Origin of the sequence: Arthrobacter sp. A2-55 (assembly GCF_025548615.1) — a bacterium.
Classification (GTDB): domain Bacteria; phylum Actinomycetota; class Actinomycetes; order Actinomycetales; family Micrococcaceae; genus Specibacter; species Specibacter silviterrae.
This window is the reverse complement of sequence record NZ_JAJLOZ010000032.1, coordinates 26,845-46,907: the sequence shown is the minus strand read 5'-3', so window position 1 is coordinate 46,907 and position 20,063 is coordinate 26,845. Positions and strand designations below refer to the sequence as shown.

The 20,063-nt window shown below is 68.4% G+C and carries 20 protein-coding genes and 1 tRNA gene; 9 read left to right on the top strand and 12 right to left on the bottom strand.

The window, feature by feature from the left end:
• Window positions 1-107 precede the first annotated feature (107 nt).
• Complete coding sequence (locus tag LPN03_RS10715; protein WP_165181894.1) at window positions 108-893, top strand: PspA/IM30 family protein; 786 nt, start codon at window positions 108-110, stop codon at window positions 891-893.
• Window positions 894-996: 103 nt separating this feature from the next.
• On the opposite strand, the gene LPN03_RS10710 is transcribed toward LPN03_RS10715, so the two are convergent.
• Window positions 997-1,848, bottom strand: coding sequence for an aldo/keto reductase (locus LPN03_RS10710; RefSeq protein ID WP_262454234.1), 852 nt, complete (start codon window positions 1,846-1,848; stop codon window positions 997-999).
• Window positions 1,849-2,014: 166 nt separating this feature from the next.
• On the opposite strand from LPN03_RS10710, the gene LPN03_RS10705 reads away from it, so the two are divergent.
• The 7 genes from LPN03_RS10705 to LPN03_RS10675 all read left to right on the top strand — a co-directional run bounded on the left by LPN03_RS10705 (window position 2,015) and on the right by LPN03_RS10675 (window position 8,247).
• Window positions 2,015-2,908, top strand: coding sequence for a helix-turn-helix transcriptional regulator (locus LPN03_RS10705; RefSeq protein WP_262454233.1), 894 nt, complete (start codon window positions 2,015-2,017; stop codon window positions 2,906-2,908).
• On the top strand, window positions 2,905-3,876 hold the full coding sequence (locus tag LPN03_RS10700; protein ID WP_262454232.1) for an aldo/keto reductase: 972 nt from the start codon (window positions 2,905-2,907) through the stop codon (window positions 3,874-3,876). Before LPN03_RS10705 ends, LPN03_RS10700 begins: the two co-directional genes overlap by 4 nt.
• Before the next feature lie 74 nt (window positions 3,877-3,950).
• Window positions 3,951-4,934, top strand: a complete 984-nt coding sequence (locus tag LPN03_RS10695) for an NAD-dependent epimerase/dehydratase family protein (protein ID WP_165182001.1) — start codon at window positions 3,951-3,953, stop codon at window positions 4,932-4,934.
• A gap of 134 nt (window positions 4,935-5,068) precedes the next feature.
• Window positions 5,069-5,476, top strand: coding sequence for a molybdopterin-binding protein (locus tag LPN03_RS10690; RefSeq protein WP_165181902.1), 408 nt, complete (start codon window positions 5,069-5,071; stop codon window positions 5,474-5,476).
• Window positions 5,473-6,276 carry a molybdate ABC transporter substrate-binding protein gene (gene modA, locus LPN03_RS10685; RefSeq protein WP_262454231.1) on the top strand — a complete coding sequence of 268 codons (804 nt, stop codon included), beginning with the start codon at window positions 5,473-5,475 and terminating at the stop codon, window positions 6,274-6,276. Before LPN03_RS10690 ends, modA begins: the two co-directional genes overlap by 4 nt.
• Window positions 6,254-7,183, top strand: coding sequence for an ABC transporter permease (locus tag LPN03_RS10680; protein ID WP_262454230.1), 930 nt, complete (start codon window positions 6,254-6,256; stop codon window positions 7,181-7,183). Before modA ends, LPN03_RS10680 begins: the two co-directional genes overlap by 23 nt.
• Window positions 7,180-8,247, top strand: coding sequence for a sulfate/molybdate ABC transporter ATP-binding protein (locus LPN03_RS10675; RefSeq protein WP_262454229.1), 1,068 nt, complete (start codon window positions 7,180-7,182; stop codon window positions 8,245-8,247). The genes LPN03_RS10680 and LPN03_RS10675 overlap by 4 nt, the downstream gene beginning before the upstream one ends.
• Before the next feature lie 81 nt (window positions 8,248-8,328).
• Here the strand turns inward: LPN03_RS10675 and LPN03_RS10670 are convergent.
• The 8 genes from LPN03_RS10670 to LPN03_RS10635 all read right to left on the bottom strand — a co-directional run bounded on the left by LPN03_RS10670 (window position 8,329) and on the right by LPN03_RS10635 (window position 15,412).
• Window positions 8,329-8,402, bottom strand: a tRNA-Met gene (locus LPN03_RS10670).
• 149 nt (window positions 8,403-8,551) lie between these two features.
• Window positions 8,552-9,328, bottom strand: coding sequence for an enoyl-CoA hydratase (locus tag LPN03_RS10665; protein ID WP_262454228.1), 777 nt, complete (start codon window positions 9,326-9,328; stop codon window positions 8,552-8,554).
• Between the two features lie 13 nt (window positions 9,329-9,341).
• Window positions 9,342-10,280: a 3-hydroxyisobutyrate dehydrogenase gene (mmsB, locus tag LPN03_RS10660; protein WP_262454227.1), complete on the bottom strand. Its 939-nt coding sequence runs from the start codon at window positions 10,278-10,280 to the stop codon at window positions 9,342-9,344.
• Complete coding sequence (locus LPN03_RS10655; RefSeq protein WP_410468582.1) at window positions 10,277-11,413, bottom strand: enoyl-CoA hydratase/isomerase family protein; 1,137 nt, start codon at window positions 11,411-11,413, stop codon at window positions 10,277-10,279. Before LPN03_RS10655 ends, mmsB begins: the two co-directional genes overlap by 4 nt.
• Entirely contained in the window at window positions 11,410-12,549 is a 1,140-nt protein-coding gene (locus LPN03_RS10650) for an acyl-CoA dehydrogenase family protein (RefSeq protein ID WP_262454226.1), read from the bottom strand. The genes LPN03_RS10655 and LPN03_RS10650 overlap by 4 nt, the downstream gene beginning before the upstream one ends.
• Window positions 12,550-12,625: 76 nt before the next feature.
• A complete protein-coding gene (locus LPN03_RS10645) occupies window positions 12,626-13,558 on the bottom strand; it encodes a cytochrome b/b6 domain-containing protein (protein WP_262454225.1) in 933 nt (310 codons plus the stop codon).
• A gap of 108 nt (window positions 13,559-13,666) precedes the next feature.
• A complete protein-coding gene (locus tag LPN03_RS10640; RefSeq protein ID WP_262454224.1) occupies window positions 13,667-14,632 on the bottom strand; it encodes an electron transfer flavoprotein subunit alpha/FixB family protein in 966 nt (321 codons plus the stop codon).
• A 12-nt stretch (window positions 14,633-14,644) separates the two neighbouring features.
• Complete coding sequence (locus LPN03_RS10635; RefSeq protein ID WP_262454223.1) at window positions 14,645-15,412, bottom strand: electron transfer flavoprotein subunit beta/FixA family protein; 768 nt, start codon at window positions 15,410-15,412, stop codon at window positions 14,645-14,647.
• A gap of 193 nt (window positions 15,413-15,605) precedes the next feature.
• On the opposite strand from LPN03_RS10635, the gene LPN03_RS10630 reads away from it, so the two are divergent.
• Window positions 15,606-16,142: a MarR family winged helix-turn-helix transcriptional regulator gene (locus LPN03_RS10630; RefSeq protein WP_165181922.1), complete on the top strand. Its 537-nt coding sequence runs from the start codon at window positions 15,606-15,608 to the stop codon at window positions 16,140-16,142.
• A 69-nt stretch (window positions 16,143-16,211) separates the two neighbouring features.
• On the opposite strand, the gene LPN03_RS10625 is transcribed toward LPN03_RS10630, so the two are convergent.
• The 3 genes from LPN03_RS10625 to LPN03_RS10615 are packed head-to-tail and all read right to left on the bottom strand — an operon-like array spanning window position 16,212 to window position 19,974.
• A complete protein-coding gene (locus LPN03_RS10625; protein WP_262454222.1) occupies window positions 16,212-17,249 on the bottom strand; it encodes an MBL fold metallo-hydrolase in 1,038 nt (345 codons plus the stop codon).
• On the bottom strand, window positions 17,246-18,379 hold the full coding sequence (locus LPN03_RS10620) for a CaiB/BaiF CoA transferase family protein (protein ID WP_262454221.1): 1,134 nt from the start codon (window positions 18,377-18,379) through the stop codon (window positions 17,246-17,248). Before LPN03_RS10620 ends, LPN03_RS10625 begins: the two co-directional genes overlap by 4 nt.
• Window positions 18,379-19,974 carry an acyl-CoA synthetase gene (locus tag LPN03_RS10615; RefSeq protein ID WP_262454220.1) on the bottom strand — a complete coding sequence of 532 codons (1,596 nt, stop codon included), beginning with the start codon at window positions 19,972-19,974 and terminating at the stop codon, window positions 18,379-18,381. Before LPN03_RS10615 ends, LPN03_RS10620 begins: the two co-directional genes overlap by 1 nt.
• Window positions 19,975-20,063: the final 89 nt, after the last annotated feature.

Here is a 20,063-nt window from a genome sequence, read left to right as displayed (position 1 = left end):
CGTTCAGCAGGTAACGGAGTCGCTAGACTCAAAGGAAATGTTTGGCCAGCACGACGCAAAGAGACCGACCACTGATGTTCTTCAATAGCAAAAATAAGGGGAAAAGAATGGCAAAGCAGTCAATTTTCGGCCGGATTGCACAGTTGGCGAAGGCCAACATCAATTCGCTGTTGGACCAGGCCGAGGATCCGCAGAAGATGCTTGACCAGATGGTGCGCGACTACAAGGCGAACATCACCGAGGCCGAGGGCGCGGTGGCACAGACCATCGGCAACCTGCGCATGCTCGAAGACGACTACAACGAGGACGTGAAGAACGCCCAGGACTGGGGCTCCAAGGCCCTCGCCGCCAGCCGCAAGGCCGACGAGTTCCGCACGGCAGGCAATCCCACGGACGCGCAGAAGTTTGACAACCTCGCCAAGGTGGCCCTGCAGCGCCAGATTTCCTCGGAGAACGAGGCCAAGGCTGCCGCACCCAACATTGCCGCCCAGACGGATGTGGTGGACAAGCTCAAGACCGGCCTGCAGCAAATGCAGGGCAAGCTGTCTGAACTCGCCAGCAAGCGCAACGAGCTGATTGCCCGTTCCAAGACGGCGGATGCCCAGCTGCAGGTCAACGACGCCCTCAAGAGCATCGACATCATGGACCCCACCAGCGAGGTCAGCCGCTTCGAGGACAAGATCCGCCGCGAAGAGGCCAAGGTCCGCGGCCAGAACGAGCTCGCAGCCTCCAGCCTGGACGCACAGTTCAACAGCCTGGAGGACCTGGGCGAGCAGACCGAGGTGGAAGCCCGCCTGGCCGCCCTGAAGTCCGGCGGCGCACCGGCACAGGCCGCCATCGCGCCGGCTGCGGAGACCGACACCGTAGACGAGGCGGATTTCGACAAGCTCTAGGCGCCGACTGCACAGCAATGGCGGGCAGATTCCACATCTGCCCGCCATTGCTGTGCTTTCGGCGGATTTGGACCGTCCGGATTTGGACCGTCCGGCGGGCGGCCTACATCTGCGTGAACGCCGCGAGGGCAGGGTCCGCCCCGATGCGTTCGCCAGTTTCCAGGGCTGAGATCAGGCCCAGTTCCTCCGGGGTCAGCGAAATGGCCGCTGCAGCCAGGTTCTCCCGGATGCGTGCGGGCGTGGCGGACTTGGGGATCACGATGTTGCCCATCCCCAGGTGCCAGGCCAGCACGATTTGCGCCGGCGTGGCACCGTATTTCGCCGCCAGCCCCGTGACGGCGGCACTGCCGAGGTCCTTGCCCTGCCCCAGCGGGCTGTAGGCCTCCACGGCCAGGCCGTGGCTGCGGCTCTTGGCCGCCAGCTCCGCCTGCTGGAACGTGGGGTGCAGCTCAAACTGGTTGACGGCCGGCACCACGGTGGCTCCGGCCAGCAGTTCGTCGAGGTGCTCCGGCAGGAAGTTGGAAACGCCGATGGCCCGGACCATGCCGTCCGCCTGCAGGGACTCCAATTCCTTCCACGCCTGGGTGAACAGCCCCTGCGACGGGACGGGCCAGTGGATCAGGTACAGGTCGATCCAGTCAACGCCCAGTGCCTTGCGGCTGGCCTCGAAGGCGGCCCGGGGGCTGGACTGTTCGCCATTGCGCAGCTTGGTGGTGATGAAGACGTCCCCGCGCGGCAGGCCTGACTCCGCCAGGGCGGCCCCCACGCCGGACTCGTTGCGGTACGCCGCAGCAGTGTCAATGTGGCGGTAGCCTGCCCTGAGGGCCTCCCCCACGGCAACGCGCGTTTCCTCCGGCGGTATCTGAAAGACGCCGAAACCCAGTTGCGGGATCCGCACGCCGTTGTTAAGGGCCAGCTCCGGTACGGCCGTTCCCCTCGGGGTTGATTCAGTCATGTCCAACTTTTTTCCTTTCATGCAAGCCGCCCAGAGAAAGCGGTTTCCCCCAGCCTACGGCCCGCCGGCCGCGGAAGGAGCCACAAGCAGGTGCGGGCCCATCCTAGGTTTCACAGTCCTACCCACGGCGATGGATTGATCCGCCGTGCCGGGGCACAATGGTGGCATGGGTCAAAGCGTTGAGTTCGGCAAGTTCCTGTCCGCCATGCGTGCCCGGCTCCAACCGGATCCGGACACCGTCTACAACGCCCGGCGCGTGCCGGGGCTGCGGCGGGAGGAGGTGGCCCGGCTGGCGGACGTCTCCACCGACTACTACACACGGCTGGAACAGGGCCGCAACATCCACCCCTCCCGCTCCGTGCTGGCCTCCGTGGCCCGCGCGCTGCAGCTGAGCGAGGCCGAATCGGCCCACATGCTTGACCTGCTGGACAATTGCGGCGGGCAGGCCGTGGACCCGCCGGCCGCCCAGCGGGTGCGGCCACCCGTGCGGCAGCTGCTGGACGCCCTGGGCGACGTGCCCGCCGTCGTGCTGGGACGGCGCACGGACGTCCTGGCAGCCAACCGGATGGGCCGCCTGCTGCTGGCCGACTTTCCGGCCATGGCGCGCGAACAGCGGAACTACACGCGGTGGATCATGCTGGACCCCGCCGCCCGGGTGCTGTTCCGGGACTGGCATGGGGCCGCGGCAGATGCCGTCGCAGCCCTGCGGGCCGATGTGGGCCGGCACCCCGGCGACCCCCAGGCCAGCGCGCTGGTGGGCGAGCTGGCGGTCAACAGCGAGGACTTCCGCCAGTGGTGGGCACGCCACACAGTGGCCCGGAGGTCCTCCGGCACGCTGAGGCTGCACCACGGCGTGGTCGGGGACCTTGAGCTCGACTTTGAGCAGCTCCTGCTGCCGGACGACCCCGAGCAAAGCGTGCGGACTTTCACCGCCCGGAACGGCTCCCCGTCGCAGGACGCCCTCAAGCTGCTGTCCTCCTGGGCAGGCAGCCACGCTGCGGGCAAGCAGGCGCCAGGCGGGCAGCCGGCATCCACCAGTGAAGGGATCAAACTGCCATGAAGTACACACATTTGGGCCGCAGCGGGCTGGAGGTTTCGCGGGTGTGCCTGGGCACCATGAACTTTGGCCCGCACACGCAGGAGGCCGACGCCCACCGCATCATGGATGAGGCGCGCGAGGCAGGGCTGAACTTCTTCGACACGGCCAATGCCTACGGCGGCGAGGACCACCGGGGCTGGACCGAGGAAATCATCGGCCGCTGGTTTGCCAAGGGCGGCGGACGGCGGAATGACACGGTGCTGGCCACGAAAGTCTACGGCCGGATGAGCCACAAGCCCAACGACTCGCACCTGTCCGCGCTGAACATCCGCCGCGCCCTGGATGCGAGCCTGAAGCGCCTGCAGACGGACCACATTGAGCTCTACCAGTTCCACCATGTGGACCGCGGAACACCGTGGGATGAGATTTGGCAGGCGGTGGACGTGGCGGTCCAGCAAGGCAAGATCATCTACTCCGGCAGCTCCAATTTTGCCGGCTGGCACATTGCCGCCGCGCAGGAGGCCGCCGCGCGCCGCCCCGTCACCGGCCTGGTCAGCGAGCAGTCCATCTACAGCCTCATGCAGCGCAGCGTGGAGCGCGAGGTGATCCCGGCGGCCCAGCACTACGGGCTGGGGCTGCTGCCGTGGTCGCCCCTGCACGGCGGCCTGCTGGGCGGGGTGCTGAAGAAGGAGCACGACGGCGTCCGCCGGTTGGGTGGCCGCGCCGCCCAGGCGCTGGAAGCCTTTGCTGACGACATCGCGGCGTTTGAATCGTTTGCCGCACAGCGGGGCCAGGAGCCGGGCGACATCGCCCTGGCCTGGCTGCTGCACCAGCCGGCAGTGACCGCACCCATCATCGGGCCGCGGACCTCTGATCAGCTGGCGGCCGGGCTCCGCGCACTGGAGGTCTCCCTGGATGCTGACGCGCTGGCGCAGCTGGACCAAATTTTCCCCGGCCCCAAGACTGCCCCGGAGGACTACGCCTGGTGAGCGGCTACAACGACGACCTGCGGTGGCTGGACCAGCCCGGACCCGGCACCGCACGTCCGGGCCCACTTGTAGCACTGCCCGGACTGCGGGTGCTGTTTGTCGGGGGGACAGGCGTCATCAGTGCGGCCGCAGTGGCCCGGGCCGTGGCCCTCGGATTCAACGTCACTGTGCTCAATCGCGGGGTGGGGTCCGAGCGGCCGGTGCCTGCCGGCGTCGAGCAGCTGGTGGCGGATGTCCGCGACCCTGCTGCGGTGTCCGCGGTGCTTGGGCGGCGGCGCTTTGATGTGGTGGCGGACTTTGTCACCTTTGTGCCGGAGCAGGCCCGGGCGGCTGTGAAGCTTTTTGCCGGGCGCTGCGGGCAGTACATTTTCATCAGCTCGGCCTCGGCCTACCAGAAGCCGCCGCTGAGACTGCCCATCACGGAGTCCACGCCGCTGCGCAACCCGTTCTGGCAGTACTCACGGGACAAGATCGCCTGCGAGGACGTGTTTGTCACTGCGTACCGCTCGCAGGGGTTCCCCGTCACGGTGGTGCGCCCCTCGCACACCTATGACGCGACCCGGCTGCCGCTGCTGTTTGGCTGGACCGATGTGCACCGCATGCGCGCCGGGCTGCCGGTGGTGGTGCACGGGGACGGGACCTCGCTGTGGACGCTCACGCACGCCGACGACTTTGCCGTCGCGTTCACGGGCCTGCTCGGACTGGCCGCGGCCGTGGGTGAATCCTTCACGATCACCTCCGACGAGGTGCTGCCGTGGGATGCCGTGTACCGCGCCGTTGCCGCCGCGGCGGACGTCGATGACCCCGTGCTGGTTCACGTTGCCAGCGACACGATTGCCGCCGCCGCTCCGGAGCTGGGACCCGGGCTGCTGGGCGACAAGTCCCATTCAGTCATTTTCGACAACGCCAAGATCAAGCGCTACGTGCCCGGCTTTGCCGCCCGCATTCCGTACGCCACCGGCGCGCGGCAAATCATGGCGTGGCACGTGGACCACCCCGAGGCCCGCGTGGTGGATGCCGGGCACATGGCACTTTCGGACCGGCTGGCGGGGCTGTAGCCGGGACTGAAACTCCCTGCCCGTTCCGCAGTCCCGAGCCGCCGCTGCGGACAGTTCCGAGCCACAATCACCGTTTCAGCATCTACGGCTGAAACACCCTTGGACTTCCGCAGTTGAGGTTATAGACTGCCGAAATGGCACTAATCCGCGTTTCCGAAGCCGCCCGCTTCCTGGGCGTCAGCGACGACACCGTCCGGCGCTGGCTGGACAACGGCACGCTCCATGGCCACAAGGACAAGCAGGGGCGCATCGCCATTGAGGGGACGGAGCTGGCGGAACTGGCCAAGGCGCAGTCCCAGTTGCCGGACGATCCAACAGGCGTGGGCAGTTCGGCGCGCAACAGGTTCGTGGGCCTGGTCACCAGCGTCATCATGGACAAGGTGATGGCGCAGGTGGAATTGCAGTGCGGCCCGTTCCGCGTGGTGTCCCTCATGAGCAGCGAGGCCGTCCGGGACCTGAAGCTGGAACCCGGCTCCGTGGCCACCGCCGTGGTCAAGTCAACCACCGTGATCATCGAAATCCCCCAAGGGGCCAAGCCATGAAGAAGCTGTTCCGCAAGCCGGCCGCCGCAGCAGCCGCCGTCCTTGTCGCCATGTCCCTGGCCGCGTGCTCGGGAGGCGCCGCCACACCCGGTGCGTCGACATCGGCGGGCAGCACGGCCGGGCTTTCCGGAACGCTGACGGTGTTTGCAGCCGCGTCGCTGAAAAAGACGTTTAGCGAGCTGGCTACGCAGTTTGAGGCGGCCAACCCGAAGGTCAAGGTGTCCCTAAGTTTTGACGGTTCCTCCACGCTGGTCACCCAGATTGTTGAAGGGGCCCCGGCGGACGTTTTTGCCTCGGCCGACCAGGCAAACATGAAGAAGCTCAGCAATGCCAAACTGGTCTCCGGCACCCCCGCCGTCTTTGCCACCAACGTCCTGACCATCGTGGTGCCGCCCAACAACCCGGCGGGCATCACCTCCTTTGCCGACCTCGCCAAGCCGGGCGTCAAGGTGGTGGTCTGCGCCGCCCAGGTCCCCTGCGGGGCCGCCGCCAAGGCAGACGAGGCAAGCGCCGGCGTCGTGGTTAGACCGGTGAGTGAGGAACTTAACGTCACCAGCGTCCTGGGCAAGGTCACCTCCGGCGAGGCCGATGCCGGCCTGGTGTACGTCACGGACGCCACGACGGCGGGAAGCAAAGTCAAGGCGGTGCCGCTCACGCTCGCAAACCCCACTGTCAACAAGTACCCGATCACCACGGTCTCCACCACCAAAAACCCGGAATTGGCTGCGGCCTTCATCAAACTGGTCACGGGGCCTGACGGGCAGAAGGTGCTCGGCGATGCCGGTTTTGGCGCACCATAGCGCGGGACCGCCTGGGCCGGGCCGCCGCAAGGCCGTCAAGAGGTGGGAGTACCAGGCGGTGCCGCGGTGGGTTTTCGCCCTGGCGGCGGCCGGCGCACTCTTCATCCTGCTGCCGCTGCTGGGCATGGTGGCCAAGGTCAATTGGGGCAACTTCATCCCCCTCATCACCTCGGATTCCTCGCGTGCCGCCCTGCTGCTGAGCCTCAAGACGGCCGCAGCCAGCACGGCGCTCTGCATTGTTTTTGGCGTCCCGCTGGCGCTGGTCCTGGCGAGGGCGCGGTTCACCGGGCAGCGGATCCTGCGGGCGCTGATCCTGCTGCCGCTGGTGGTGCCGCCGGTGGTGGGCGGCCTGGCGCTGCTGTACACCTTTGGCCGGGAGGGGCTGATCGGCAAGTCGCTGTCCCTGGCCGGAATCAACATCGCCTTTTCCACGACGGCGGTGGTCATGGCGCAGGCATTCGTGGCCCTGCCATTCCTGGTGTTGAGCCTGGAGGGCACCTTGCGCACGGCCGGGCAGCGGTATGAGGCCGTCGCCGCCACCCTTGGCGCGCGCCCCTCCACCGTTCTGCGCCGGATCACGCTGCCCCTGGTGCTGCCCGGGCTGGTGTCCGGGGCCGTGCTGGCCTTCGCCCGCAGCCTGGGCGAATTCGGCGCCACGCTGACCTTTGCCGGCAGCCTGCAGGGAGTCACCCGCACGCTTCCACTGGAAATCTACCTGCAGCGAGAGACCGATCCCGACGCCGCCGTGGCCCTGTCCTTCCTGCTGATCGCCGTGGCCGTGGTGGTGGTGGGGCTGACGTACCGCGCGCCGCGGCTGCCGCCCCGTGGGGCCTCCGGCCGGGACCCGCAAGGTGGCGCCCGCGCCGACATCCCGGCGGACACCGGCACAGATGCGGCCCGGCCGTGACCCTCGAACTCAACGCCACCATCGCCGGGCGCCACCTTGACGTGTCGCTGTCCGTGGGCCCGGCCGAAACCCTGGCCGTCATGGGCCCCAACGGGGCGGGCAAATCCACGGTGGTGCAGATTGTGGCCGGGCTCCTCAAGCCCGACGCCGGCCACGCCACCTTGGGTGCCCGCGCCTTGTTCCGCACCGGGCCGGCACCGCTGTGGCTGCCCCCACACGCCCGCGGGGTGGGAATGCTGGCGCAGGATCCACTGCTGTTCCCACACCTGAGCGTGCTGGACAACGTTGCCTTCGGCCCGCGCAGCAAAGGGCTGGGCCGGGCGGAATCAAGCGCCGTGGCACGGCACTGGCTCGGCGAGGTGGACGCCCTGGAACTTGCCGCCCGCAGGCCCGCCCAGCTCTCCGGCGGGCAGGCCCAGCGCGTGGCCCTGGCCCGGGCACTGGCAACCGATCCGGAACTCCTGCTGCTGGACGAGCCCATGGCCGCCCTGGACATCAACAGCGCCCCGTTCCTGCGCAGCCTGCTCAAGCGGGTGCTGGCCGGCCGACGCGCCATCATCGTCACCCACCATGTCCTCGACGCCCTCATGCTCGCAGACCGGATCATCGTCATGGACCGCGGCCGGATCGTGGAATCCGGGCCCACGGCTGCCGTCCTGGCCCATCCGCGGAGCAGCTTTGCGGCCTCGCTGGCCGGGCTGAATGTCCTGACCGGTTCCGTCACCGGCACCTCCGTCCAAACGGCCGACGCCGGCTTGGTCGCCGGCCGCCTGACCGGCGGCTTCGCAGGGGCCGGCACCCCCGCGGGCGGTGGGACGGAGGGCCTGGCGGCGTTCCCGCCGTCGGCCGTGTCAGTGTTCCTGGCTCCGCCGCAGGGCAGCCCACGCAACTGCTTTCCGGTGGCGGTGACGGAGCTGGAACCGCACGGTGACCACATCCGCGTGCGGGCCGGCCGGCTGGCGGCGGACATCTCCCCCGCGGCCATGGCGGACCTGGGGCTGGAGCCGGGATCGGCCGTTTTCTTTGTGGTCAAGGCGGCCGAGGTGGCTATTTATCCGGCGTAGAGACCTGTCCGGCAGGCTGCGAATCGCACCCGGAAAACGGAAAGTCCCCGGCCAGCCGGCCGGGGACTTTCCTCATCTCGGTTGCGGGGACAGGATTTGAACCTGTGACCTCCGGGTTATGAGCCCGGCGAGCTACCGAACTGCTCCACCCCGCGTTGCGTCCTCAACAGTACATGCGTTTGGGCGGATCACCAACTCGGCGGGGTTCGGCGGGATGCCGGAACGGACAATGGATCCCGATATATCAAACTCATTTGTCCGTTCCGGTATCCCTGGGGGTTCGACAGGCTCAGCCGCCGGCAGGCTAGCGGTGCTTGAACTCGGCGGGGCGCTTTTCGGTGAACGCCGCCATCCCTTCCTTCTGGTCCTCCGTGGCGAAGCAGGAGAAGATGAGCCGGCGTTCCAGGCGCACGCCCTCCGCCAGGGTGGACTCGTAGGCGGCGTTGACGGCCTCCTTGGCGGTCATGGCCACGGGCTTGGACATGGCGGCAATCTCTGCGGCCGTGGCGAGGGCGTCGTCCAGCAGGGAATCCACGGGCACCACGCGTGCCACGAGGCCCGCCTGCTCGGCCTCCACGGCGCCCATGATGCGCCCGGTCAGCACCATTTCCATGGCCTTGGCCTTGCCGACGGCGCGGGTGAGCCGCTGCGAGCCGCCCATGCCGGGAATGACTCCCAGCTTGATTTCCGGCTGGCCGAACTTGGCGTTGTCGGCGGCAATGATGAAGTCGGCAATCATGGCCAGCTCGCAGCCGCCGCCCAGCGCATGGCCGGCGACGGCGGCAATCATGGGGGTGCGCACCCGGGCCAGGGCGTCCCACGCGGAGAACCAGTCCAGCTGGTACATCTCCACGGAGGACTTCCCCGCCATTTCCTTGATGTCCGCACCGGCGGCAAAGGCCCGGGAGGAGCCGGTGATGACAATGGCACCCACTCCCGGGTCGGCGTCGAACGCCTGCGCGGCGGCCAGGATTTCGCGGCCCATGGCGTCGCTGAGGGCGTTGAGGGCCTCCGGGCGGTTGAGCGTGATGAGGCCCACCCGGCCGCGCTGTTCGGTCAGGATCAAGGAATATGTGCCCATTGGCGGGTGTGCCTTACTGTTCGGGGGCGGCCGCGTGGGATGCCGCCCGGATGGTGTTGATGATGCCGGAGAAGTCGGTTCCAGCCCCGCCGCCCAGGGCAAACTCGCGGTAGATTTCCTCGGCGGCACGCCCCAAGGACGCCTCCACGCCCGTCGCGTTCAGCGCCTCCACGGCCAGGCCCAGGTCCTTGGCCATGAGGGCGCCGGCGAATCCGGGCTGGTAGTCGCGATTGGCCGGGCTGGCGGGGACCGGCCCGGGGACGGGGCAGTTGGTGGTCAGCGCCCAGCACTGGCCGGAAGCGTTCGCGGCGACGTCGTAAAGCGCCTGGTGGGTCAGGCCCAGCTGCTCGCCGAGCACGAAGGCCTCGCTCACGGCGATCATGGAAACACCCAGGATCATGTTGTTGCAGACCTTGGCGGCCTGCCCGGCACCCGGCCCGCCGCAGTGGACAATGCGCCGGCCCATGACTTCAAAAATCTCGGCGGCGTCCGCAAAGTCGTCCGCTGTGCCGCCCACCATGAACGTCAGCGTCCCGGCCTCGGCACCCATGACACCGCCGGAGACGGGCGCATCCAGGCTGTGGTGGCCGGCGGCCAGCGCCATTTCGTGTGCCGTCCGGGCGTCCTCCACGGCAATCGTGGAGCACTCCAGGAACAGGGAGCCTGGCTTGGCCGCGGCGAGCAGCCCGCCGCCGGGGCCGTCGCCTTCGTAGGCGGCAAAGACGTGCTTTCCCGCCGGGAGCATGGTGATGACCACGTCCGCGCCCGCGGCAGCCTCGGCAGAGGAAGCCGCCACCGAAACTCCGGCTGACCGCGCCGCTTCCAGGGCCGCCGGCACCACGTCAAAGCCGGTGACCTGGTACCCGGCCTTCACCAGGTTCGCCGCCATGGGCCCGCCCATGTGCCCCAGCCCGATAAACCCAACAGTCCGCTTCGCTGCGTCATTGCTCATTGCCCTGCCACCATTCCATTCCGTAGCTTTCCCAGGCCCAGTTCATGCGGGCCGAGGTCTTCAAATGCGCCTGCCACCACTTCCGCGGGCACGTCCGCGAGCGCTGCCGGGGACCAGGCCGGGTTGCGGTCCTTGTCGACCAGCTGCGCCCTGATCCCCTCGGCGAAGTCGGGCCAGCGCAGTGCCCGCAGGGACACCCTCAAATCCTGGTCCAACGCGTCCTCGAGCGAGTCGAGCACGCGCGCCCGCCGCAGGGCCTGCAAGGTCACGGTGACGGCCGTGGGCGACTTTGCCGCAATGGTGGCCGCGGCCTTGGCGGCCAGCGGCTCGCTGCGGCGGGCCAGCCGCGCAACGATGGCGCCGGCGTCGTCCCCGGCATAGGCGTCGTCAATCCAGGCCCGCTCGGCCAGCAGTGCCGAGGCCGGCGGGACCTGCCCGTAAAGTGCGACGGCGGCGCTTGCGGGCCGCTCGGACAGTGCGGCCACCAGCGGGGCCAGGTTCGCGGAGTCCACGAAGTGGTCGGCCAGTCCCATGGCCACGGCGTCCGCGCCGCTGACCATGCTGCCGGTGAGCGCTGCGTGCGTGCCCAGCTCCCCGGGGGCGCGGGAGAGCAGGTAGTTCCCGCCCACGTCGGGGACAAAGCCGATGCCGGTTTCGGGCATGCCCACGCGGGAGCGCTCGGTGACCACCCGGTGGGAGGCGTGGGCGGAAATGCCCACTCCCCCGCCCAGGACCACACCGTCCATGAGGGCCACCACGGGTTTGGGGTAGCGCTTGATGCGGGCGTTGAGGTGGTATTCGTCGCGCCAGAACTGCTCAGTGGCGTTGCCGCCGGTGCGGGCGTCGTGGTAGATCGTGACGATGTCCCCGCCGGCACACAAGCCCCGCTCACCGGCACCGGAAATCAGGACGGTGGCAACGCCGTCGTCCGTCTCCCAGGCGTCCAGGGCCCGGGCCACGGCCTGGATCATGCCGTGGTTGAGCGCATTCATGGCCTGCGGCCGGTTGAGGACTATGTGGCCCAGGTGTCCGGTGCGCTGCACCAGAACGTCAGTGTTCTCCATAGGCCCATCCTCCTGCAACTTGCCGCCCGCCGCACCCTCACGCGCGGCACGTTCCCTGTTTTCGCTCATGCCTTTTCCACCGCCAAGCGGCCCACAATCAGGCGCATGATTTCATTGCTGCCCTCCAGGATTTGGTGGACACGGAGGTCGCGGACGATCTTCTCCAGGCCGTATTCGGAGAGGTAGCCGTAGCCGCCGTGGAGCTGGAGTGCCTGGTTGGCCACGTGGAAGCCGGTGTCGGTGGCCACGCGCTTGGCCATGGCGCACAGCTTGACCAGGTCTGCGTCCCCGTCCTCCAGGGCCGCGGCCGCGCGCAGCAGCATGGTGCGGGCGGTCTCCAACTCGGTGTCCATGTCCGCCAGCTCAAAGAGGAGGTGCTGCTGCTTGATGAGGGGGCCGCCGAAGGCCTGCCGTTCCTTCAGGTAGGCCACGGACTTTTCAAAGGCTGCCCGGCCCCCGCCCAGCGAACAGGCGCCGATGTTGACGCGGCCGCCGTTGAGGCCTTTCATGGCGATCATGAAGCCGTCGCCCTCCTCGCCCAGCCGGTTGGAGACGGGGACCCGGACGTCCTCAAAGACCACCTGGCGGGTGGGCTGGGCCCGCCAGCCCATCTTTTTCTCTTCCGCGCCGAAGGACAGGCCGGGCGTGCCGTTGGGGACGATGATGGCGGAGATGCCGTGGCTGCCGGTGTCCTGGGTGCGGGCCATGACCACGTACCAGGCCGAGGTGCCGGCCCCGGAGATGAACTGCTTGGTGCCGTTGATGACGTAGTCGCCGCCGTCGCGCACGGCACGCGTTGCCAGGGCACCGGCGTCGGAGCCCACCCCGGGTTCGGTGAGGCAGTAGCTGCCCAGCTCGGTCATGGCGGTCAGTCCCGGCAGGCAGCGGGCCCGCTGGGCGTCATTGCCAAAGGCGTCGATCATCCAGGCCACCATGTTGTGGATGGAGATGTAGGCGGCGATGGAGGGATCGGCCGCCGCCAGCTCCTCAAAGATCAGCACGGCGTCCGTGCGGGTCATCCCGGAGCCGCCGTAGTCCTCGCCCACGTAAATGCCGCCCATGCCCAGGGCCCCGGCCTCGGCCAGCACGTCCACCGGGAAGTGCTTGTTCTCGTCCCAGTCGGCGGCGTGGGGGGCCAGCGACGTGGCGGCAAAGTCACGCACCATTTCCACAATTGCCTGCTGGTCCTCGGTGAGTGAATACATGGCGTCTCCCTTGACGTTTGCGGGCCTTGGCCCATCGTTCCGTCCCGCCCGTGCCTGGTGGGCCGGGTGCGGGACCTTACTTGCTGACCTTGCCCGTCAATGAGGCGATCGGCCTCAGGAACAGGGGGCGGGCAGCGAACCAGGCGCCCACAATGACCAGCAGGGAGAAGGCAAAGATGCCAAAGCCCCACCAGTTCACGGCGTCGCTGGAACCATACATGTGGTTGAGGTTGCGCAGCGCGCCGGTGGCCAGCACCAGCGTCACGTGCACAATGATGAACAGGACAAAATACAGCATGACGGGGAAGTGGACCCTGCGGGCCAGCTCAATGGGGTAGGCCCTGTTCAATGCCTTGGCGTTCTTCGGCCAGGCGCCCGACATCCGGATGCCGGTGAGGATCGCCAGCGGCGCGGCAATGAACACGGTCAGGAAGTAGGTGAGCAGCTGCAGCGAGTTGTAGTTCACCCAGCCGTTCTCCGTGGGCCAGTTCAGGGACAGGTATTGCAGCCCCGCCGAGACGGCGTTGGGGAAAACGTCCCAGGTGGTGGGCACAATCCGCAGCCACTGTCCGGTGGCGAGGATGACGATGATGAAGATCAGCCCGTTGAGCACCCACAAGGCATCCAGGCTCAGGTGGAACCACAGGTCCAGGCTGATTTTGGTGGGTGGGTTCTTCGTCTTGATGAGGCCCTTGTTGTTGCGGATCCAGTGGGCCGGGGGCCGCTTGGAGGTGCGCACCTGCCAGCCTGACCGGATGATCAGCACAATGAAGAACACGTTCAAAAAGTGCTGCCAGCCCAGCCAGGCCGGGAACCCGACGGGCGCCGTGGCGGGCAGTTCGGACTGGCCCGGGTACGTCACCATCCACGACTTCACCCCGTCCAGGCCCGTGAACCAGCGCGCGGCCAGCACCAGCACCAGCAGGACCAGGACGACGCCGGCCCCCACCATGGCAGGCTTGGCCCACCGGTTGCTGCTCCCGGACTTATTCTTTGCGGGGGTCGACATCAGTTATGAACCTCTTTCGGGAAAACTTCCTGCGGCACCGCGGGCGCCTTTCAACTGCCTTATTTCTAACAGGTCTGGGAGGCAGATGCCCGCTGGGGCCGGCCACCGTTACGCCTTTCGGGCCGCCAGTGCCTCCATCAGCTGCGGCACCACGGTGAACACGTCGCCCACCACGCCAAAGTCGGCCACGTCAAAAATGGGCGAGTCGCCGTCCTTGTTGATGGCCACAATGGTCTTGGCGGTCTGCATGCCCGCCCTATGCTGGATGGCGCCGGAGATGCCGAGGGCAATGTAGAGCTGCGGCGATACGCTGACGCCCGTCTGGCCCACCTGCGCCGTTTGGGCCACATAGCCGGCGTCGACGGCGGCACGGGATGCCCCGACGGCCGCGCCGAGCGCGTCGGCCAGCTGTTCCACCAGGACAAAGTTTTCCTTCGAGCCCAAGCCGCGCCCGCCGGAGACCACCGTCTTGGCGGCCCGCAGCTCGGGGCGGCTGCTGGTTGCCGGGGCGTCGTTGGCGGAATCGATCCGGGCCCCGCTGCCGGGCGCCAGGGCCACGGTGCTGACTTCGGCGGTGGCAGCGGGGGCGGCACCGTCGATGGCTCCCTGGCGGATGGTGATGACGGGCAGTCCGCCGTCGACCGCGGACTCCACTGAATATGTGCCGCCAAAGACCGAGTGCCCGGCCACGATCCGCCCGGCGTCCTCCCGCACGGACACGGCGTCCGCAATCAGCGCCCCGCCCGTCCGAACGGCGAGCCGGGCTGCAACCTCGCGCCCGTCGACGGAGTGTGCGGCCAGCACGGCGGCGGGCGCCAGGGCTGCCACGGCGTTGGCCAGCGCGTCCACGGCGGGCGTGCCCAGCACGGTGGCGGCATCCGCCCCCACAGCCTGGTAGATCGCGGTGGCGCCCAGCCCGCCCAGGTGGGCGACGGCGTCGTCGGTCAGGTTTGCCGGGGACGCCACCACGGCCACGGGGGTGCCCAGGGATGCGGCCGCAGCCAGCAGCCCGCGGGCCGAGGCCGAAACGCCGCCCTGGCGGTTCAGTTCAACAAAAACCACAATGTTTGCCATGCCCAGCCCTTCCTAGACCAAACGGTTTTCAATGAGGTATTCGGCCAGCAGCGTGCCGGCGTTGCCCTCGTCAACAATCTTGGTGCCCGCCACACGGGCCGGCCTTTCTGCACTGGAGACAATCACCGTGCGGGCAGGGGTTGCCGGAACGTCCAGCCCGGACACCGCCAGGGTGGCCACGGGCTTGCGCTTTGCGGTCAGGATGCCCTTGAAGTTGGGGAAGCGGGCCTCGGCGGTGCGCTCGGTCACGGTCACCACGGCGGGGAGCCCGGAACTGACGGACAGCGTTCCGTTGTCGTCCTGGCGCTCCCCGGAAACCTTGTCTCCAGCCAGCGTGATGGTGGACAGCGAGCCTGCCAGGGGCAGGCCCAGGTGTTCGGCGATCATGGCCGGGACCACGCCGCCGCGGCCGTCGGTGGACTCGTTGCCCGCCAGGATGACGTCGGCGCCAGCGTCCTTCAGCGCCGCGGCCAGCACGGCCGCCGTCCTGACGGCGTCGGCCCCGGCGAGGGAATCGTCCAGGATGTGGATGCCGGAATCGGCTCCCATGGAAAGCGCCTTGCGGATGGCCTTGGCAGCTTCGGCAGGCCCCATGGCCAGCACCGCCACCTCGGTGGACTTGTCCTTGTCCTTGACCTGGAGCGCCACTTCCAGGGCGCGCTCGTTGATCTCGTCAAAGATGTTGTCCCCGGCGTCTCGGTTGAGCCACCCGGTGGAAGGGTCAAGCGTTCGTTCATCCGAGGTGTCAGGCACTTGCTTGATCAACACAACGATCTTCATGTACAGCCCCTTTGCTGGAATTGCCAAAATGGTGGCACTGCGTCCAGATTACTAGGAACTACTAGTATTTACTAGGTATTCCAAGTAAATTGTTGCTTAGCTGCGGGTCACCCGCCCCAGTTCCGGCCCCACCGCCGGCCCCAGCTGCCAGTCCGACCGCCGGCCGAACCGCCAGCCGCGAGAAAGGATTCCCATGGCCGCTTCAGTTCCCTTGCCCATGGACCCCATCGCCGAGGCCAGGCGCCAGTGGATTGTGCACGGCTGGACCGATGCGGCGGACGGCATGGCCGCTTTCTCTTCCGTGATGCGAGCCCACCAGCTCATGTACAGCCGGGTTGATGCCGTGCTCAAGCCCCTGGGGCTGTCCTATGCGCGGCTGGAAATGCTGCGCCTGCTGTCCTTTTCCCGTGACGGGGCGCTTCCCATGGCCAGCGCCAGCGCCCGCCTCCAGGTGCATCCCACGTCCGTGACCAATGTGGTGGACCGGCTGGAAAAGGACGGCTTCGTGCGCCGGGAGGCCCACCCCACCGACGGCCGTGCCACCCTGGTGGTGCTGACCGGCACCGGGCGCACGCTGGTGGAAAGGGCCACCCGCGTGCTCAACGGCGCCGTGTTTGAACAGCCCGGCATTCCCGAGGAGGACCTCCTCACGCTGACCGGCATCCTGGCCCGCTTCCGCCGCGCCGCGGGCGATTTCACGGACCCGCCGGAGCGCCCCGAGCCGCTGTAGGCCTTGCCGCATTGCTGGCAGCACCTGCGTGTTGCCGGATCGGCGGTGCAGCACCTGCCTCACCAGTTTTCAAGGAACCCGGGAGGCGCCGCGGGGGATGTCAATGTCCACGGTCGCACCCTGCCCGCGCAGGTACACCAGGTGGCTGGCCGTTTCGGCGAGCGCCAGGCGCAGGGTGAAGTGGCGCAGCGAGTCGAAACCGCGTGACCAGGTTAGTTCCTTCGCCACGTCCCACACCGTCCGGGCGTTCCCGGCCACCAGCACGGCTGCCACCTCGCCGGAGCGCCCCAGGGTGTGGCGGCGCAGTTCGGCAACCCTTGCCGCGAGCCCCCGGAAACGGTATTCGTGGGCCGGCAGCACCTCCATGGCGTTCCCGTCGGCCAGGACGTCCAGCGAACGGAGGTAGTCCCCCACAGGATTGTCGTGCCCGTGCGCCTCGAGGGAGACATGCGGGGTGATCCGCGGCAGGACGTGGTCCCCGGTCAGGAGCAGTGAGTTTGTCGTGTCGAGCAGGCAGATGTGCCCCGGCGTGTGGCCCGGCGTGGCCAGCACGCGCACGGCCAGGCCCGCCACAGGCAGCACGGCACCGTCCGCCAGCCTGAGCTCGGGTTCCGCGATGCTGCGCAGCCCCTCCCACTGCCCCGCCCGGAACGTCACCTCGCCCAACAAGGCCTCCGGCACACCCCACGCCGTGAACTGTGTGCGGTCGCCGGCCACAAACGTCCCCATGTCCGCCGACCAGTCCGCCGGCAGCCGTTCCCTTTCACCGAGGGCCATCCAGCTGCTCCCGCCTGCCCGCAGCCGCGCCGCCATGCCCAGGTGGTCGGGGTGGTAGTGGGTGGCCACGACGCCGGTGATGTCCGACGCCGTTGCCCCCGCCGCGGCAAAGCCCGCCTTGAGCGCTTCCCACCCTTCGGCGGACTCCCAGCCCGGGTCCACGAGCGCTGCCTCGCCGTCACCCAGCAGGAGGTAGGCGAGGGTGTAGCGCATGGGGTTGCCCGGAAACGGGACTGGGATGGACCACACGCCCGGGCGGACTTCCTCCACGGGCGGCATCACCTTGTTCTGCCACGCCGTGAACTGGTCGTGGCCCGTAATGCTGATCATGGTGCCCTCCAGGCGTTGAGAATTGACTCGATGTCCGCAGCCGCCGCATCCGTCCCAGACGGCGGCGCTACCGATCGGGAAAAACGCGGAGCCGGGGCAGCCACAATGTCAGCCCCGGAGCCTGAAAGCGTCCCGCGGGCGGCCACGTGGGGATGCAAGGCGGCTTCGGCAAACGTCAATACGGGCGTCACGCAGGCGTCAGTGGCTTCGAACAGTTCCGCCCATGCGTCCCGTGTCCGCGTTGCAAAGGCGGCCGCCAGGACTGCGGCGAGCGCCGGCCACTGGGAGGGGTCGTCCCGGTCGGGCAGGCCTGCACTGCCGGACCCGGAACCGGCGCTTCCGGAACCGGCGCTTCCGGAACCGGCAAGCCCCAGTCCCTCCAGCAGCGCCGCGTAAAACTGCGGCTCGATGGCGCCCACGGCAACGAATCCGCCGCCGGCGCATTCATAAGTGCGGTAAAAGGGGGCGGCGCCGTCCAGCAGGTTGGCTCCGCGGGTGTCGTTCCACAGCCCCACGGAGCGCAGCTCGAGGATGAGCTGGGAGAGCACGCTGACGCCGTCGACCATGGCCGCGTCCACCACCTGGCCCAGCCCCGAACGCTCCCGCTCCCAGAGGGCGGCCAGGATGCCGGTGACCACAAACAGGGAGCCGCCGCCAAAGTCGCCCACCAGGTTCAGCGGCGGGACTGGCCGGTCTGCCGGGCCCATCGCATGGAGGGCCCCGGTCAGGGCAATGTAGTTGATGTCGTGCCCGGCCCGCTGCGCCAGGGGCCCGTCCTGGCCCCAGCCGGTCATGCGGGCGTATACAAGCCGGGGGTTGGCGGCCAGGCACTCCGCGGGACCCAGCCCCAGCCGTTCCGCGGTCCCGGGGCGGTAGCCCTCCAGCAAAACGTCGGCGGCGGCGACAAGGGACCGGACCGAGGCCAGCTCGCCGTCGTTCTTCAGGTCTGCGCGCACCGTGGTGCGGGAGCGCTGGAGGTGGGTGTCCACACGGTACCCGCCCACGGGAGGTGCCGGGCCCACCACGCGCACCACCTCGGCGCCCAGGTCCGCCAGCATCATGGCCGCGTGCGGGGCAGGCCCCATGCCGGACAGTTCCACCACCCTCAGGCCCGCCAGCGTTCCACCCACTACCCCTGCGCCCCGGCCGTTTCCTGCGCCGCCAGTTCCTGTGCCGCCGTTTCCTGAGCCGCCGCGTAGCCCTCCCGCAGCTCCCGCTTCAAGATCTTGCCGGCGCCGGACACTGGCAGCGCCTCCAGGAATTCGAAGCTGCGCGGCACCTTGTACCCGGCAATGTGCTCCCTGCAAAAGGCTTGCAAGGCCGCCGCGGTGGCCGCCTCCCCTTCCGTCCCAGAACCGGCGGCCAGCACCACCACGGCGTGCACGCGCTCGCCGTAGTTCTCATCGGGAACGCCAATGACGGCTGAGGACGCCACTGCCGGGTGCATGCTGAGCGCGTTTTCCACCTCCGCCGAATACACGTTTTCGCCGCCCGTGATGATCATGTCCTTGAGCCGGTCCACCACGAACACAAAGCCGTCGGCGTCAAGGTAGCCCAGATCCCCGGTGTGCAGCCAGCCCCCGCGCAGGGCTTCGGCGCTTTGTTCGGGCTTGTTCCAGTACCCCTGCATGACGTGGGCGCCGCGGCAGCAGATTTCCCCGACGTCGCCGTCCGCCACAGGGCGCCCGTCCAGGTCCAGCACGGCCACCTCCGAGTGCGGCGCCGCCCGGCCGCCGGAGCGCAGCCAGTCGCCGTGGTGGTCCTCCGGCAACAGCAATGTGACTACCGGCGAAGCCTCCGTCTGCCCGTAGGCCTGCACCAGGCGCAGTCCCGGCAGCCGCTCCATGGTGCGCCGGAGCACGCCCTCGGCGATGGAGGAGCCGCCGTACAGCATCCGCTTCATGGAGGACAGGTCGTAGTTCGCCGACTCCGGGTGGTCCACCAGGACCTGGATCATGGTGGGCACCAGCAGCACGTCGGTGGGCCGGTGTTCCTGGATGGCGGCCATGACGGAAACCGGCTCGAAGAACGGCACCATCAGGTGTGTTCCGCCCAGGATGGTGAGCCCGCTCCAGGCGGCCAGGTCTGCCAGGTGGAACATGGGTGCTGCGTGCAGCAGCGTGGCGCCGGCCTCCAGCAGCTCGCCCGTGGCCACGGTGCCCAGGCCCGAGGTCACGAAGTTCGTGTGGCTGAGCATGACCCCCTTGGGGAAGCCGGTGGTGCCGCCGGTGTAGTAGATCCCGGCCAGGTCCTCCCCGTGCCGGTAGGCGTCTTCCACCGGTTCCGATCCGGCCACCAGCTCCTCATAGGAGAGCATGCCGGCTGGGGTGGGGCCGTCGCCGCAGTGGATGTACGTCTGGACGCCCGGGGCGGCCTCCCGCAGCACGGCCGCCATGGGGGCGAAGGCGTCGTCGAGCAGCAGCACCCTGGTGCCGGAATCGTTCATGGCATACGCGACTTCAGCGGGCGTCCAGCGGATGTTGATGGGCGTCACGGCGCCACCCGCCCACGGCACGGCCATCAGGTATTCGGCAAAGCGGTCGGAGTTGAGCGAGACAATTCCCACCCTGTCCCCGGCAGCCACACCCAGTTGTTGCAGGGCCCCGGCAAGACGCGCCACCCTGTCACCATGTTCGGCATAAGTGCGCTGCCGGTCCTTGTAAATGGTGGCAATGGCGCGGGGCGTGGCTTGCAGCGAACGGTGCAGTCCTTGGGTCAGATACACGGTGACTCCTCAATCCATGTCGTGGGTGACAATCAAAAAAGCAGTGTGTAAAACGGCGCCCGGCACGGCTGCCGGACGGTTGGCGTTCG